This window comes from Undibacterium sp. CY21W (assembly GCF_014284265.1).
GTDB classification, from domain to species: domain Bacteria; phylum Pseudomonadota; class Gammaproteobacteria; order Burkholderiales; family Burkholderiaceae_D; genus Undibacterium; species Undibacterium aquatile.
The window spans coordinates 243,493-259,802 of record NZ_JACOGE010000005.1 but is presented as its reverse complement, the minus strand read 5'-3'; the positions used below and the strand labels follow the sequence as shown (position 1 = coordinate 259,802).

Here is a 16,310-nt window from a genome sequence, read left to right as displayed (position 1 = left end):
TGCAGGCCATGCCCGACAGCAGAATAGGCATGGAAGATGAATGGCAACATTGTACTCACGCAAACAAGTTAACGCAAATCATTCTCATTTGCGTTTTACATCAAATTCATTGCTATGTTTTTTTGGCGCGTGATCCTCAGCCATTGGAATCAAGGGTTCGTCATCGACATACGCAATACTCAGTTCCAGACACAAGCCACATACAAACTTGACGCAAGCCAAATCAAGCCGCATAGAATTTTGCAACGGCCGCCCCGCCTCTTGTCTTTTTGAGTAATACTAGAAACAAAGGAGTGAGACATGAACCGAATAGCTATTCATCAGATTGTGGAAGAAGTCAAAGACTTGCCGACGCTGCCTGCGGTCGTTATGGAGATTTTGAATAACATCGATAAAGAAGATGTCGATACCCACGAACTGGCCGACAAAGTCACACGCGATATCGCCCTGACCGCAAAAACCCTGAGGCTGGCCAATTCAGCGTATTACGCCACGCAATTCAAAGTCACGACCATACAGCAGGCGATTGCCCTGCTCGGGCTGACCACGGTCAAGCAAATCATCGTGACCGCTGCGCTGACGGGCTGCTTCCCGGAAAACAATTGTCAGGGTTTTAGTCACAAAGATTTCTGGCGTCATTCGAATGCCGTCGCCATCGTTGCAAAAATTCTCGCACGACGCCTGAACCTGAGCCTGGACGTCGCCTTCACCGCTGGCCTGCTGCATGACATCGGCACACTGGTGCTGGTCACTTATCACAGCGCCGAATACGAACACGTCATCGCCTGGCAAACCGAACATCAATGCACACAGTTTGACGCCGAAAGAGAAGTTCTCGGCATTGATCACGCCGCCGTTGGTGAAGAGCTGGCGATTTACTGGAATTTTTCTGATCAGATGAAAAACGCGATTGCCGGCCATCACCAACCGGACAAACCGGGGCTGGGTTTTCTGGCAACCATCGTCCACGTCGCCAACGGGATCGCCCACGTCCTGAACGTCACCGAAAGCGCCGATCACACCACCCCCGAAATCACCGCGCTATCGTGGCACAGCCTCGGGCTCGATCAGGAAGCGCTGGATCAGGTGCTGCAAGAAGCTGGTGACGAATTTAACAAGCTGAAACAGCAGATTGATGTTTGAAAGCACCAGCATCAGCGCGCGAAACAGCCACAAGACAGCGACTCACAATATCGCCGTCAGATCACCGCGATATTCCCCTGAAAAAGGCATTTTCAGGGGAGTATGCGCCAAAAATGCCTTCATCTCCTTAGAAACAAAGGGCTTTTAAATATACTCCCGGGGGTATATTTAAGGCTAAAAAACGCTCAAAACGGGCATAGTGGTGAAACAGCAGCGATAAAGCAGTTCAGTGAGCAAGACGCAACCTGCGCTTGCTGATGCAACAATAAGTGAGATTAAACAGAGAGATAAAGATGGATGACAGCCCGGACAAAGTACGCAGAAACTTAGTAGTCGTAAGCGCAGCACTCATCATTTCAAAATTTTTAGGAGTGAATTTTTCGGGGTCAAATCTGCCTATCCTGGGCGATACCTTGTCGGTGATAGGAGAGAAAGAGCGGATCTGGTGGGCGGTATTATTTGTATGGATGTATATCTGTTATCGTTTTTGGACGCTAAAAACTACTAGGGAGAACGTTAGTAGTTCCATCAGAGAATTTAAGCAAAAATATAATGAGCAAAACGAGCAAGAGTTTAAAAACTCGGTTATCAGGGCAATGAGCAAAAAAAGATCGCGATTATGTCGGGCTGCGATAATTCAAAAAATAGATACATTCAACAATAATGAAGCGATCCCGATAGCCCATCAAAAAAAAATAACGTCTGCCATTAAAATATTAAATCTTTCACAAACTCAACCCCCGGTTACCATAAAAAAAACGTACTTTAAATACCAATCTAGGTACAACTTTGATATTGAGATTGATACGTCCGCTCGATACGACGCAAAGGGTAATACTATTGATACTGAGGAAGAAATACGTTCTTTTTTTGAGAATTCGACTGCTACAAAACGAAACTCGTATCCACATTTAAATAATGTAGCAGCCAAAGGGATGGCAGATATAGAAATACCTATCTGGAACTCCGTTGTTCAATTTGTTGCAACTCTTATCAAAACCATCTTAAGTGAAAAATTCTCTGAAACGTTTATGGCTCTTATCATTGCCTTTCTGGGCTTTTCTGTCGCCGTTAGTTACATCATCAATCCCCCACACTTAACGAAGCCATCCTCGAATTGGTGTCAGCGTATGAAGTAGGCTGATGCAGGCTGGTTAATCTCAACAGAGAGAAACACCGCCTGATTTTGTACGAGTGACGAACCCACGCTGATTGAGATTTTTCTCTGAAACAGACATTTTCAGGGGAGTATGCGCCAAAAACGCCCTTATCTCCTTAGAAACAAAGGGCCTTTAAATATACCCCCGGGAGTATATTTTTGGTTCCAGAAGCCATTTTTGCGCGTTGCAGGTATAAAAAAAGTGGAACCTGTTGCGGTTCCGCTTATGGCATACGATGTCGGCAAACATCTGATCAGCGCAGATCAACCGCTGTTTTTTTGGCCGCTGCTGTTATATCCGGTGTTTTTTTATCCGCTGTTTTTATCTCGCTGATCAGAGTTCTGGTGACAGCTTCGGCGCGTCTGACGCCCCCTACGCTTGCTACAGATTTAAGGTGGAAGTTGAGCCGCCTGTAGCAGAAAGCCAGGCATTACGAGCCATCATCCGCGCGGCACTCACCCGGGATGCGTCATAGCCTTGTACCTGGCTTGCAACGATCATCCCTTCACCGAGCACAAATAGTTGCTCAGAGATGAGTTCTGGTTGCGAGATTCCGCATGCAACGCAGAGCTCTTTCAAGTAAGCCTGTATCTCCTGTTTGTGCTTCGCTGCCTGTTGATGTGGAGGTGCATCCGGACACGCAAATTCAGCTACGGCGTTGATAAATGCACACCCGTAAAAATCATCTTCTTGCACCCAACTGGCGATGAAGTCGATGTAGGCAAGAGGACGTAGCCCGGTTGCAACCGAGTCTACGAACGCGTGCATTTTGGTCATGAATTGTGTGTGGCGCAAAGCCAGGGCGGCATCAATCAGTGCATCCTTGCTTGGATAGTGGCGGTAGAGCGTTTTTTTGGTGACACCTGCCTCACGACTGAGCAGATCAACCCCGGTTGCATGGAAGCCCTGGCGATAGAACAGTTTGAGAGAGAAAGCAACGATATCCTGAGATGTGGTCATAAATTGTATACCGATCGGTTGACATTGAGATACTGATCGGTATACTACACCAATCTTGTCTTCACTGTCACTTTGAAAGGATTGTCTATGCTTATCCATCGGCTATTGAGTTCCGGCGCACCTCCGGCTCCCCCAATGAAATTTGTCCTGCTGTCTTCGTTTGGAGCCATGACGGCGATTGCCATCACAGGCTGGCTGAGCGTACTGTCAGGCATCCCTTGGCAGATGGCGCCTTTCGGGGCAAGCTGTGTATTGGCATTTGGCTTACCTGATTCTCCTTTGGCACAGCCACGAGCCATCGTGGGTGGGCACTTGGTCGCCACAGCCGTTGGGCTATTTGTTTTGGCGGTGTTTGGGGACGGCTGGCTCGCTTGTGCAATCGGTGTTGGCCTTGCATTGGCTGCGATGCAGATCACTCGCACGGTTCACGCACCAGCCGGAGCTGACCCGCTTATCGTCATCGTCGCACATGCCCCTGTCAGCTATCTGTTTTCACCAGTCTTGGTCGGCACGCTCGTGATCGTGCTGATGGCCTGGATTGTCAATAACCTGCGCAGCCCCCGCAGTTACCCGAAGTACTGGGTCTGAGCGGGCTAGCTGAATGGCACGGTGCATGCTGACGTCTGATAGAAATCTGGATAGTGATGTCCATTTAAAGTTAGTAAGCGCATAGCAGAGTCACCCTATCATTTTATTCAGCATTGCTTTCGCTTTGTGTGCCCCGCAAACCAACTCTATGGCGACCAGAAGTAATTCAGATACATCGCCGTTTCACACGTTTATCTGAATTACTTCCAGAGGAAATCGCTTTAATCAGTTATTCATTGCGTTCCTTCTGATCTTCACCATGCGCTGTAGTTGGCTGGCTGCCAGCGGTAAGCGCCCTTGCCGGCATGATGGATATGTCCCAGGCCAGGAAAAGAAATGTGTGCTGCGCCTATCCAATACCCTTGTTTCACCACCTCAGACAGAAAAGAGGCGCGCTGTTCCCTTGCTTTCATGGCGTCCACGTCGAACACAATGGTCGTTTCCGGATGAGCCATTTGGGTCGCAGTGGCATGGATCATATCTCCGATGAGCAGCAGTTTTTGACCACCGCTTTCGACTTCATAATAACTGTGCCCCGGAGTATGCCCATACGCCGGGCGTGAACGGACACCAGTTGTGATTTGCGCAGCACCATTAAATGTTTTCAGACGCCCCGCCTTCACATAGGGGCTGAGCATCGCTTCTGCCTCTGCGAAACCGTGCCGCTGACCGGGCGCTGCGTTTGCCTCGTTAGATCGGTCCAGCCAGAACTTGGCATCGTGTTCATCGACATAGATGTCTGCATTAGGAAACAGACGTTGACCATCGAGCGACAAACCTCCCGAATGATCACCATGTATGTGTGTCAGCAAGACTATGTCGACCTGCTCGGCCTTATAGCCAGCGTTTTTCAGGCTCTGCTGAAGTCGCCCTGCTTTTGCCACTATGGGCGCCTTGAACGAGTCACCGGCACCGGTGTCAACCAGAATCAGCTTGCTGCCGGTATTGATCAAAAACGTATTGATCGACGTTTCCATCATCGGTGCCAGATCTGCTTGTTTGAGCGACTCTGCGAGAACGGCTGGCTTGATATTGGTGAGCAGTTTATCGATGGGAATAGTTACAGTACCGTCCGACAACGTTGAAAGCTCGAACTCGCCGAGTTGCATGCGATAAACGCCAGAGGCAGCCGTTGTGGACATAGGCGCTTCTGCATACGCAAACGGTGCTTGCAAAGAAAGCGCTGCGGATAAGGCCGCAATAAAGGGTAATAATTTCATGGGGTATCTTTCATCTGTGAAGTTAAACAGACACGCATTAAACCAATTTACAATACATACATAAAATCAATCATTGATATACAAGGTATAAACTCCATGGATATAAGAGGCCCTGATTTACCGCTGCTGGTATCGTTAGACATGCTGCTGGAAGAGAAAAACGTGACGCGTGCGGCCAGCCGGTTACACCTGAGTCAACCGGCCATGTCAGCCCAACTCGCGCGCTTGCGAGATCTGTTTGGCGACCCGCTACTGATGACCGCAGAAAATGGGCGCGGCATGGTTCCCACACCCAGAGCATTAGATCTGCAACAACCGTTACGCAGCGCGCTCGAGGCACTTGGACAGGCGATCAGTACAGTCCCCTCGTTTGACCCGAAGAACAGCAAACACACTTTTCGCATTGCTGGCAACGATAATTGCACGACCACCGTGATGATGGCAGTGATCAGACAGCTTGACCGTCATGGTGGCCGAGGCTTGAGGCTGGCTGTCGTGCCGCATGACCTTAATCGCATTGTTACCCAGATGGAGCGCGGAGAAATTGACTTGCTGGCCTGCGCCAGTCGTTTTGTGCCGGAATCCCTACGGACCAGACAGATGACGAGTGGCGCTCACAAGCTGGGACAACGTAAAGGACATCCCCGGGGTATTGGCGAACTCACGCTGGAGCAATACTGCGCCATGCGTCATGTCATTGTGTCCAACGAAGGGGGCTTTCACGGTTTTATGGACGAGCTGCTGAAAACGCATGGCCTACAGCGCGAAGTCGTAGCATCAGTACCGCAGTACAGTCTGGTGCCAACGATCATTGCCAACACGGATTTCGTCTGCACTATGCCAGAAGACTTTCTTACGGCACATGCCGATCGCCTGGATATGATTGATCTGCCGATTGAAGCAGGCAAATTCGACCTGTCAATTGCCTGGCATCCGCGCAGTGATAACGATCCCGCTCATCGATGGTTACGCGATCAGATAGGCGTCAACATCGGGGAATTCTCTGTACAGCAATGAACTGCCACCGATAAGTTGATCTTCACGTTATCGGGGCAGCTCATGTCGCTGGCTGTTTTTGATTTTTTTGCACGCAAACGCATCGCCTGCGCGCGAAGCGGTACGCGGTGAAGCAATACGAAAAGTCATCTAATCAGCCATTTTAAGGGGAGTATGCGCCAAAAACGCCTTTATCTCCTTATAAAAAAAGGGTTTTAAAATATACTCTTGGGAGTATATTTTAAAACTTAAAAGCCCTCAAAACAGGTGTGATGGTAAAACAGCAGCCGTAAAGTAATAAAAAGCTGAAGCCCATCGGGATTCAGCTTTTTTAGACAAGAACAACTCTGTTGGCATGACCTGCATTTGCTTCGGACCAAATTGGGAAGAATCGATTTACAAAGGAGGCGTGCAATGTCAATTAGCATCTCCCCCCATTGTTCTGTAAACGCAAAACCGTAAGTTGGTTTCGCAAACGTCAGAGTTGATTCGAACAAGCAATAACTGACTTTCACAGACTCGATGGCATCAGCTCCCATTTTGCAGTTAAGAGTTGAATTAAATCAAATTGCCTTTGCTTCACAATTTCGGGAGTCCATTCGGGAATACTAAGAACTTGCGTTGTCATCACATACGACGATATGCCGCTCTTACCACCAAAATACGCAGATTTCTTTCTATCAAAATCGTAATTCTGAGCCTGAGAATTACGTTTTTGGTTCAAGGGTAGCAAGTTTGCAAGACGGTGCACCCATTGTTTCCGAAGTGATTCGTCAGGCCAGTTCTGTTGCCATTCAGACTCCGCGCTTACTGTCTGAGGAAGAACGTGCTCAACCGTTAGTAACCCTATGTCATAGGAAGCTGCACCATCACCTAAAAAAGCATCAAGCCGCAAGAGTAAATGATTGCGCCGACGGGCAGTCATGAGATAAATGTCCCCATCAAGCACCTGAAGCATTTCTGCTTTCTCAAGGTCAGTTAACTCAACACTTGAGATTGGATTATTCCCATCATGAGTACTTTCAAGCTCTGACAAAACTAAAGCATATCGTTCCATACGCTTATTAACATCATAGCCACATATGTGCATGAAAGACGCTAGTCGCTCCAATTTTTTAAAGAACCAGAGAACATATTCAGCATCTTTACCTTGATCTGCTAAAAAACGGATTGCTGATGGTAGCCAATCAGAGTTCTCGATACGATTCAACCATTTTAACAATCCATTTATGTCAGCTGCATTTGTGGTGGACAGGTACTGGCACTTCTTCGCAATCAAATATGCTTCCGCGAAGGGTTCGATAACTGTTGCCATTAAGTTTTCTGCAGAAGGAAATTTCTTGATAACTTGTTCTCTAAACTCCTCTAATAGAGACCGTCTCGCTTTTTCTTTCGCAAAAATCATTCGAATATGCGTGAATAGTTCTGCAAAACCATCTCGACCAGTTTGTACCTCGAGCTCTTCCCAACGTTCAGTTACTTCGTTTTGCTTATCCTGGCTCTTGATATTTCCAATAATGTCAGACTTGATAATATCGGTTGGAAGTAAATCCAAACCTCGACTATTGAGAACTGAGAACACCCTAAAAGCAGATTGTTGGCTAGGGGTCGACACCGCGACCAAGAAACAACGCTGCACAAGAAACCCGCCGAATTTAGTCAGCATATCTTGGTTTTTATCGAATTTTTCAGCTAGCTTGTCAAGAAACAGCTTGGCGTTTTGCATAATATTTCGTTGAGATTCATTGTCAAGTTGAGCAGCGTCTTGCTTAATCAACTCCGTAAGTTGAATACCCTGCACAAATTTCTCAAAGAACGCCCGGTCACGCTCACGTAGCGTAAGGCGTGGTTTTTGCGGCAGACTTTCTAACACGTTGCCTGGTTCACAAAGATATCTATGGAATGCCTCCCTGATACTCCCACTCGAAAGCTGAGTCAATGCAGCAAGCAAGATTGTGAGCGTGGTCAACCGTTGCTGTCCGTCTATAACCTCTGCATATGGTTTCCCTTCTTCCTTAATCAGGACAATGCTTCCAAGGAAGTATGTATCTTCTTGTTCCTTGATGAAAAAATCATACAAGTCAGCGAACAAATCGCCCGCCTGAACTTCAGTCCATGCGTATGGGCGTTGATATGACGGAATGGCGTAATCGAAATCTGAGCTGAAAATTTTTGCTAGCGGATACTCTGCGCCACTAATTTTTTTAGACATACTGTTTACCCGAAAATAAATTTATTTACTAAATTTTAAACATCGAAAAGTCCCATTTCCAAAAAGAAACAAGAACGCTATTTCCATCATTCTTTTGAACCGCCCGAAATCTCGCAGACAACGTTTAACATTCCAAAATGTTGTCGCTCGAAAGCGAGAGGATCCACCTGATTTAAATGACAATATCGCTGCTTGCGATTGTAGAACACTTAGACGTAATCAAAAATATCATATTGTGCGCCTTACCATGTTTCGTAAATTCTCCGATTGACTCGTTCTTTTTTCAAATTACTAAAGAATAATTCAACCACCGCGTTGTCGTAGTGAGCAGATCCCTTTGGGATCGTCATACGCACCGCTCTCATCAATCAAACTGCGCCCACCTATTCATTCGCCTCTCAGTCTAAAATCTGACCAAGACACCCATGATGATTGCGCATCTTATGCAGGGCGAGTTACTGCCAGCCGACGAACATCTACATCCTGATTCAGTGCGTGTGGCTCACCCTACACATGCTGTAATTTTCTCTTAAATTGGCATTTTCAGAGGAGTATGCGCCAAAAATGCCTTCATCTCCTTAGAAACAAAGAGCTTTAAAATATACTCCCGGGAGTATATTTTTGGCTCCGGAAGCCATTTTTTGCGTATGACTAGCGTTGCAGGTATAAAAAAGCGGAACCTGTTGCGGTTCCGCTTGTGGAAATACGATGTCAGCAAGCGTCTGATCAGTGCGAATTAGCAAGCATTGTGTAGCTGCTTCGCCGGGCACAGCAGGCGTAGCGTTTTCCGCAATACGACGCTACCACCTGCGGACGAACATCAATATCGCCGGACTGGTGCGTGAGACGCACCCTACGCTTGCGATGGCGCAGCTTGGCACACACAGTGTGATCAGCAAATATGGACAAGACCTCAGTGGCCATCAGGGTGAGCAGCACGACACTCCATTTGCTGGCGTACACCCTGAGGTTTACAAAGACGCTGGCACGAACTGTGCAAAATCCGGCTGGCTGATCACTGTCTATGCATGCTTATTTAAACTTGATCACCTTGTTGAGACGGCTAATCACGCTATCCGGCACCTGATTGCTACACATAATGTAGCGAAATTCGCCGTTTGGCATATCAGCGGCTTTCAATTGCTTCAAACTGTTGCTGGCAACGCCTGATTGTTCTATCAGATATTTTGATTCTTCTTCCGACGCAAACATGAAATCTGCAGTATGCGCATGGATTAACTGCAGCATTTGGCTGGGCGTGCCATTGGATTTAACTAAGGTGGGTTTGACTGACTCCAGCTTGCCGTCTATGAAACCACCATAAGAAAAATTTTCTTTGACTAAAACGCGCGCGCCTTTTGCGGTGAGCAAATCAGACAGCTTGCTGCCATCCTTGGCCTCAAACTTCGGGTTGGCCAGAATGATGGTCGGTTTGTCGCGATAAATAGGATTGGTGAATTTTGCAAATTGCGTACGCTCTGGCGTCTTAAACCAGCCTATCGCGCAATTGTTGCCGCCTTCTTTCACCACGATCAATTGACGATTAGGAGGGACTTTACTCCATGTGACGTCAAGCCCGGCGGCCTTGAATGCCTCGCTGGCGGCAGTACCGATTAAGCCCGATGCCGCACCATCTGTACCTTGTGTTAAATACGGAGGACGCTCATTAAAACTGACCGTGATATTGTCATTTGCATGGGCGAAACCAGAAACCAAAGTGCCAAACAAAATTACAGAGCGAAATGAAAAATTCATGATATTTACAGAACACTTGCGTGTTCTCTCCATAGAAAATTTATAAAAGTACGTTCTGAAACCGCCTCTCCACTTCGAAAAACAACAGCCTTCACATCCATTTAAAGCGTAATAACAAGTGCAGACAAACTAGAATAAACACAGGCAGGCCGTAACAAAAAACAGAAGCAATGTTTTTTTGTAGATATCGTTCAACACACATTTGCGCTGTTCGCTATTCCGCTGAATCAAGTCTATCGGTACAAAATTCCGTGAGCACTACTTTTCACATTTATTAACGACATGTGTAGTTTTTCTGTGCGTCCGCGGTATGAGGAGTTTGTTATCAGGCTTCACTATTTCATCAGACATAGAATTCAGCTTGCAAGTCTGAATTTCCCTAAGCGTTTCAATATAAGCAAGCGTAGCGTGCGTATTCCGTAGGGTGCGTCATACGCACTACGCACCACCCTCATCAATCAAACAGCACTCACCTGTTTATTCGCCTCTCAGCCTGAGCTGGCCACGACGCACATGATGATTGCGCGCCTTATGCGGGGCTGGATTCTGCGAGTCCACCAAATCATCATCGCCTGAATTGGTGCGTATGACGCACCCTACGCTTGCTATGATTCCTCTCTGAAACAAGCACTTTCAGGGGAGTATGTGGAAAAAACGAGTTCATCTCCTTAGAAACAAAGGGCTTTAAAATATACCCCCGGGAGTATATTTTTGGCTCCAGAAGCCATTCTTTGCGCACTACTGGCGTTGCAGGCATAAAAAAAGCGGAACCTGTTGCGGTTCCGCTCGTAGAAATACAATGTCGGCAAGCGTCAAATCAGCGCGGATTAGTTGCTGCTTTTTAGCTACTTTTTAGCCGCTGCTTTTATCCACCGCTATTTATCCGCTGTATTTTTTATCCAGCTGATCAGAGTTCCGGTGACAGCATGTGGCCGAGTTTGCTGACCTTGGTGTTCAGGTAGCGGTCGTTGTAGGGGTTGCGTTCGATGATCAGCGGCACGTGTTCGGCGATCGTGACTTTTAATCCTTCCATCGCTGACAGTTTGCGTGGGTTGTTCGTCATCAGGCGCAGGGAATGGATGCCGAGATGTTGCAGCATCGGTTCGACCAGACTGTAATTGCGCAGATCGGCGGCAAAACCCAGGCGCTGGTTGGCTTCGACGGTATCGGCGCCATCGTCTTGCAGATGATAAGCGCGGACTTTATTCAGCAAGCCTATGCCACGCCCTTCCTGACGCAGATACAACAAAGCACCACGGCCTTCGTCGGCGATTTTTTTGAGTGCCATTTCGAGTTGCGGGCCGCAATCACAGCGCAGGCTGAACAAGGCGTCGCCGGTCAGGCATTCGGAATGAATACGCGCCAGCACTGGTTTACCATCGGCGACATCGCCCAGCGTCAGCGCAATGTGTTCTTTGCCTGTCGCAGGTTCGACAAACGCATGCATGCGGAAGTTTGCCCAGGTCGTCGGTAAGTTGCAGGAATCGACGTATTCCAGCGCCAGCTTTTCTTGTTCTACAGGCGGATTGTTGCTTGACATACAGTGCTCGCGAATTCTGTTGAGTGGATTCCCGTCTTGCGGGGCAACGCAATAGCCGTCTATTGCGCTTATCCTGTTGCGGTAAATGCGTCTGCCGATCAGTTGAGAAATTGAATACAGCTGATACAGCGAAGACCAAGAGTATAAACGACCTGAGGCGGATACGTCCGCTATGCCTGCTATGTGGATCTGAGGCTCTGCGGCGACGCTCTTTGCTTGCTCAAATAAATAGGGATGATGTGGAAAAATACAAGTTGTGAAAAACTGTCAGCACATGGCAAAAAAAAATCAGGAATGCGCAACGATAAGATCATCGTCATGCATTCCTGATAGTGGCAATCTGGACGAGATGCCCAGACCGCCGCCTTTTCTAGTTTTTATTACTCTTTATCGCCCAGCAATAAGCGTTTCAGTTTGTTATCGGCGACGTTATCGCCTAACCAGATTTTCAGAATCGCGTGCATGGTCAGATCGTCTTTCAGCGTTTCGCCGATTTGCCGGTTGTTCGAGCGAAAGACGGTGCCCTTGCCCTGGCTCCAGTCTATCGTCATCACATCGCCGACTTTCCAATCACCCATTCTGGCGAAGCCTTCGCCAAGTGCCATCAGTTGATAAACCAGTTGATTGCGTTCTTCCTTGGTGGTGCTGGAACGGATATCGGCGAGAAAACGCCGGCTCATCAATTCACTATCGACCTCTTTCACCATCACCAGTTTCAGACGCACCGGCCCCGGCGACGCCAGCAGATCAGGCGTGTTATTTCTCGGCTTGGTGGTGTACAGACCGATATTGAAAATTTTAACGCGCTTGATGATGTGCGTGCCGCTGCCATTCAGGTTTAAACGCTGTCCCTCAACCTGTACTGACTCTTCCAATACTTGCGACACCGCTTCATTTGCCGCCTGTGCTGGCGATAAACTGCCAGCCAGACCAACAACGATCAACATCATGCGCACCATCTGCATTATGTCCATCATCTGCCTTGCGTGCTTTACTGCTTTCATGCGTATCTCCTCAGATTTTTTTATTTGTTATCAGCTGCAATGTCCTGCGATCAGAACATACGGCTCAGCGTCAGCAGAAACAAATCGCCCTGCGGACGTGAACGTGCTGAAAACTCTTTCAGATATTTGAATTCCACCTGTGTTTTCAGATCATCAGTCTGATAGCTGATCACCGGTCCCAGCGACGCCGCACGTGCTTTATTACCGTTAATCAGTGGCAGTGCACTGGTGCCGTTCGGATCTTTATCGTAGGTCGTCTGCTTCAGGTAATAACCGTGCAAACCTGCTTTGACGTTATTTGAAAACTGGTAGCTGCCAACATATTCAAGATGCAGATACTGCCCGGATTTATAGTCAGTATCGCGATTCGCGGTGCTGATGTTGTAGGCCAGCGATGCCGCAAAATCAAAGCCGGATTCAGTTGACCATGCAGCCGATACCAACGGACGGAATGAATACGAATTCATGCCCAGATTCACCTGGCTGTTTCTGTCAAATGAACCGGTCGGCAAATCGACATTCATCGCCGCCACAATCGACAGGCTTTCATATTTCCAGCCGATGAAGCCAGCGAGCTCGATATCACCCAGACCGCTGGTGCTGCCGCTGGCCGCGGCGGATGCCTGCGCACCGATTTTTTGCTGAAGCGCAGCAGGCAACGGCGTTGTGACCGACACCACCACGTCGCGCGATTTTTTCAGTAAAGGAATCGCGATGTAGCCACCATAACGGCCGCCAAGTATTGCTTCTTCGCTGATGTAATTGAGCTTGGGAATAATGCCGTCAACTTTGATTTTTGCATTGACTGTGCCATTCACGGTAACCGGAATGCCGCTGATATTTTTGTGGAAAGCGATGTCATTGCCGTCGCTGCCTTTCACACTGTCAGCGCGATAATTCGCCAACAACACTTGTCCGTAAGTGCCGGATAAAGGCAGAATTGCCGAGTCCAGATTCCAGAACCCCATAGGCACGGCCACTTCATTATTTTCTGCCGCCTGCGCAAACGAAGCAAAACCGGATGCGCCAAACAAGACGGTGCTGAGCACAACACGGCGCATAGTGGATTGAGGAAATTTCATTTTTTCTCCTGATGATGACGACCGATCACCAATGCGCTGCCTCAGAGTGGTCTGAAGTCAGCCATCACGATCGATCGGAATTTATTATGGGAATACCAAACACGACATGCAGAAAAACTATTTCGGTGAACTGAACCTGATGTCATAACAATGCAAGCGCAGATCAGGTCGCCGATGCGGATCGGCTCAATTGCAGAAGTTGGTGCAATCGCGGGAAATCGCGATTATTCGTTCGTGCTTTTCCACAAAAGAAAAGCAGATGCAAATGATGTAAAAAATAGTTCAGACAAACAGGCGTGCTGCCTGGAGCGAATGATAACGTGAACGCGCAAACTGCCGTAGCAACTTGATTTATCAAAGAAATATCAGATGTAGACATTGCGTTATCTTCTGCATAATGTCGATCAGACAAAGAAACCTGCGGTTTATCTGCTGCTTCATAGAGCAGAGAGAATTGACTCTGTTTCCAGCTTGTTATCGATTAACATTTTTTAAAACATTTGGGGCGATTCTTCTAATCGCCTATGCCTGAAGCCATCTGAGGAAAATTTACAACGATGGTGCGCAATCAGCGATGCATATCCGAACCCGGAATAAACAGAGAGAAAAACAGACACACGATGATGGCCTTTTTTTGTTCCGTCATCATCAACGAATAAAAGCCTTATCCGGAAATAAAAAAACAGGGTGCAGCTGACGCTATCACCCTGTTGGCATTCCGGCTCATATCAGGCCAAATCCGCATCCGCCGACAGATGTCTGGCGAATGTCCGTTTCAGTTTATTTGCGCTTTAACTGCGACAAATCACGCACGGCACCGCGATCCGCTGACGTTGCCAATGCCGCGTATGCCTGCAATGCTTGCGAAACATAACGATCACGATTAACTGGCAACCATGCTGCATCACCACGCGCTTCCATCGCGCTGCGACGGGCGGCGAGATCCGCATCGCTGACACGCAGATGAATGGTGCGTTCAGGAATATTGATCTCGATGATATCGCCCTCTTCCACCAGGCCTATCGCGCCGCCTTCTGCCGCTTCCGGCGATGCATGACCGATCACCAAGCCAGACGAGCCACCAGAGAAGCGGCCATCGGTAAACAAGGCACAGGCCTTGCCCAGACCTTTGGATTTGATATACGAGGTTGGATACAGCATTTCCTGCATACCGGGGCCGCCTTTCGGCCCTTCGTAACGAATAACGACCACATCGCCTTCATGCACGGTATCGCCGAGGATCGCTTCGACCGCCGCATCCTGACTTTCAAAGACGCGCGCTTTACCGGTGAATTTCAGAATACTTTCATCGACACCCGCCGTTTTGACGATGCACCCTTTTTCAGCCAGATTGCCGTACAACACCGCGAGGCCGCCATCTTGCGAATACGCATGCGCTTTATCGCGGATACAACCCGCACTCCGGTCGGTATCGTTCTGTTCGAAACGTTCCGATTGCGAAAATGCGACCTGCGTCGGCACGCCGCCCGGCGCAGCGCGGAACAATTGCTGAACGGCGGCATCGTTGCTCACAGCGATATCGTATTTCGCAATCGCTTCGCCCATGGTTTTGCTATGTATCGTTGGCAGCGACGTATCGAGCAAACCGGCACGCGCCAATTCACCCAGAATACTGACGATGCCACCGGCACGATGCACGTCTTCGATGTGGAATTTATCCGTCATCGGCGCCACTTTGCACAGGCAAGGCACTTTGCGTGAAATGCGGTCGATGTCTGCCATGGTGAATTCGACACCCGCCTCATTCGCTGCCGCCAGCAAATGCAAGACTGTATTGGTGGAGCCGCCCATAGACACGTCGAGTGCCATCGCATTTTCAAACGCGGCTTTCGAGGCGATATTGCGTGGCAAGACTGACGCATCGTCTTGCTCGTAATAGCGTTTTGCCAGATCAACGATCAGACGACCTGCCTGTAAAAACAATTCTTTACGATCAGAATGAGTTGCAACGATGGTGCCATTGCCCGGCAATGCCAGCCCCAGCGCTTCGGTCAGGCAGTTCATCGAATTCGCGGTAAACATACCGGAACAAGAGCCGCAAGTCGGGCAGGCAGAGCGTTCGATCTCTGCCACGTCAGCGTCGCTGACAGAGCTGTCACCGGCTTTGATCATGGCATCGATCAGATCGAGCTTGATCACTTTTTTCGCGCCATCCACCACCTTCAGCACCTTGCCGGCTTCCATCGGGCCGCCGGAAATAAACACAACAGGAATATTGATGCGCATCGCTGCCATCAACATCCCTGGCGTGATTTTGTCGCAATTGGAAATGCAAACCATCGCATCGGCACAATGCGCGTTCACCATATATTCGACCGAATCGGCAATCAGATCGCGCGACGGCAATGAATACAGCATACCGCCGTGGCCCATCGCAATACCGTCATCCACGGCGATCGTATTGAATTCTTTGGCGACACCGCCAGCCGCTTCAATTTCACGCGCAACCAGTTGCCCCAGATCTTTCAGATGCACATGCCCTGGCACGAACTGTGTAAATGAATTGACGACAGCGATGATAGGTTTATCGAAATCGCCGTCTTTCATGCCAGTCGCACGCCAGAGTGCGCGGGCGCCCGCCATGTTGCGGCCATGTGTGGTGGTGCGTGAACGGTATTGCGGCATAGCT

The 16,310-nt window shown here is 48.6% G+C and carries 13 protein-coding genes and 1 pseudogene; 5 read left to right on the top strand and 9 right to left on the bottom strand.

Annotated elements, in window-relative coordinates:
* Nucleotides 1–300: 300 nt before the first annotated feature.
* The 3 genes from H8K29_RS13470 (at nt 301) to H8K29_RS13460 (ending at nt 2,636) form a co-directional block, all read left to right on the top strand.
* Nucleotides 301–1,143: an HDOD domain-containing protein gene (locus H8K29_RS13470; RefSeq protein ID WP_186897990.1), complete on the top strand. Its 843-nt coding sequence runs from the start codon at nt 301–303 to the stop codon at nt 1,141–1,143.
* Nucleotides 1,144–1,436: 293 nt separating this feature from the next.
* Nucleotides 1,437–2,282: a hypothetical protein gene (locus tag H8K29_RS13465; protein WP_186897989.1), complete on the top strand. Its 846-nt coding sequence runs from the start codon at nt 1,437–1,439 to the stop codon at nt 2,280–2,282.
* 111 nt (nt 2,283–2,393) lie between these two features.
* Nucleotides 2,394–2,636: a hypothetical protein gene (locus H8K29_RS13460; RefSeq protein ID WP_186897988.1), complete on the top strand. Its 243-nt coding sequence runs from the start codon at nt 2,394–2,396 to the stop codon at nt 2,634–2,636.
* A 48-nt stretch (nt 2,637–2,684) separates the two neighbouring features.
* Here H8K29_RS13460 and H8K29_RS13455 read toward each other — a convergent pair whose 3' ends face one another.
* A complete protein-coding gene (locus H8K29_RS13455; protein WP_186897987.1) occupies nt 2,685–3,263 on the bottom strand; it encodes a TetR/AcrR family transcriptional regulator in 579 nt (192 codons plus the stop codon).
* A gap of 87 nt (nt 3,264–3,350) precedes the next feature.
* Here H8K29_RS13455 and H8K29_RS13450 point away from each other — a divergent pair, with 87 nt between their 5' ends.
* On the top strand, nt 3,351–3,851 hold the full coding sequence (locus H8K29_RS13450; RefSeq protein WP_186897986.1) for an HPP family protein: 501 nt from the start codon (nt 3,351–3,353) through the stop codon (nt 3,849–3,851).
* A 254-nt stretch (nt 3,852–4,105) separates the two neighbouring features.
* Here the strand turns inward: H8K29_RS13450 and H8K29_RS13445 are convergent, their stop codons facing one another.
* On the bottom strand, nt 4,106–5,071 hold the full coding sequence (locus H8K29_RS13445; RefSeq protein ID WP_186897985.1) for an MBL fold metallo-hydrolase: 966 nt from the start codon (nt 5,069–5,071) through the stop codon (nt 4,106–4,108).
* Between the two features lie 96 nt (nt 5,072–5,167).
* On the opposite strand from H8K29_RS13445, the gene H8K29_RS13440 reads away from it, so the two are divergent.
* Complete coding sequence (locus tag H8K29_RS13440; RefSeq protein ID WP_222611481.1) at nt 5,168–6,088, top strand: LysR family transcriptional regulator; 921 nt, start codon at nt 5,168–5,170, stop codon at nt 6,086–6,088.
* A gap of 490 nt (nt 6,089–6,578) precedes the next feature.
* Here the strand turns inward: H8K29_RS13440 and H8K29_RS13435 are convergent, their stop codons facing one another.
* The 7 genes and pseudogenes from H8K29_RS13435 to ilvD all read right to left on the bottom strand — a co-directional run bounded on the left by H8K29_RS13435 (nt 6,579) and on the right by ilvD (nt 16,306).
* Nucleotides 6,579–8,279: a DUF262 domain-containing protein gene (locus H8K29_RS13435; protein ID WP_186897984.1), complete on the bottom strand. Its 1,701-nt coding sequence runs from the start codon at nt 8,277–8,279 to the stop codon at nt 6,579–6,581.
* Between the two features lie 86 nt (nt 8,280–8,365).
* Nucleotides 8,366–8,602 (bottom strand): annotated as a pseudogene (locus H8K29_RS18020) (IS3 family transposase); the annotation flags it as partial.
* Between the two features lie 709 nt (nt 8,603–9,311).
* Nucleotides 9,312–10,034: an ABC transporter substrate-binding protein gene (locus H8K29_RS13430; RefSeq protein ID WP_186897983.1), complete on the bottom strand. Its 723-nt coding sequence runs from the start codon at nt 10,032–10,034 to the stop codon at nt 9,312–9,314.
* Between the two features lie 907 nt (nt 10,035–10,941).
* Complete coding sequence (ribA, locus tag H8K29_RS13425; RefSeq protein WP_186885183.1) at nt 10,942–11,574, bottom strand: GTP cyclohydrolase II; 633 nt, start codon at nt 11,572–11,574, stop codon at nt 10,942–10,944.
* Between the two features lie 380 nt (nt 11,575–11,954).
* Nucleotides 11,955–12,578 (bottom strand): chalcone isomerase family protein, encoded by a 624-nt coding sequence (locus H8K29_RS13420; protein WP_186897982.1) that lies wholly within the window; start codon nt 12,576–12,578, stop codon nt 11,955–11,957.
* Nucleotides 12,579–12,628: 50 nt separating this feature from the next.
* Nucleotides 12,629–13,660 (bottom strand): transporter, encoded by a 1,032-nt coding sequence (locus tag H8K29_RS13415; RefSeq protein ID WP_186885181.1) that lies wholly within the window; start codon nt 13,658–13,660, stop codon nt 12,629–12,631.
* A gap of 780 nt (nt 13,661–14,440) precedes the next feature.
* Nucleotides 14,441–16,306, bottom strand: coding sequence for a dihydroxy-acid dehydratase (gene ilvD / locus H8K29_RS13410; RefSeq protein ID WP_186897981.1), 1,866 nt, complete (start codon nt 16,304–16,306; stop codon nt 14,441–14,443).
* Between the last annotated feature and the right edge of the window lie 4 nt (nt 16,307–16,310).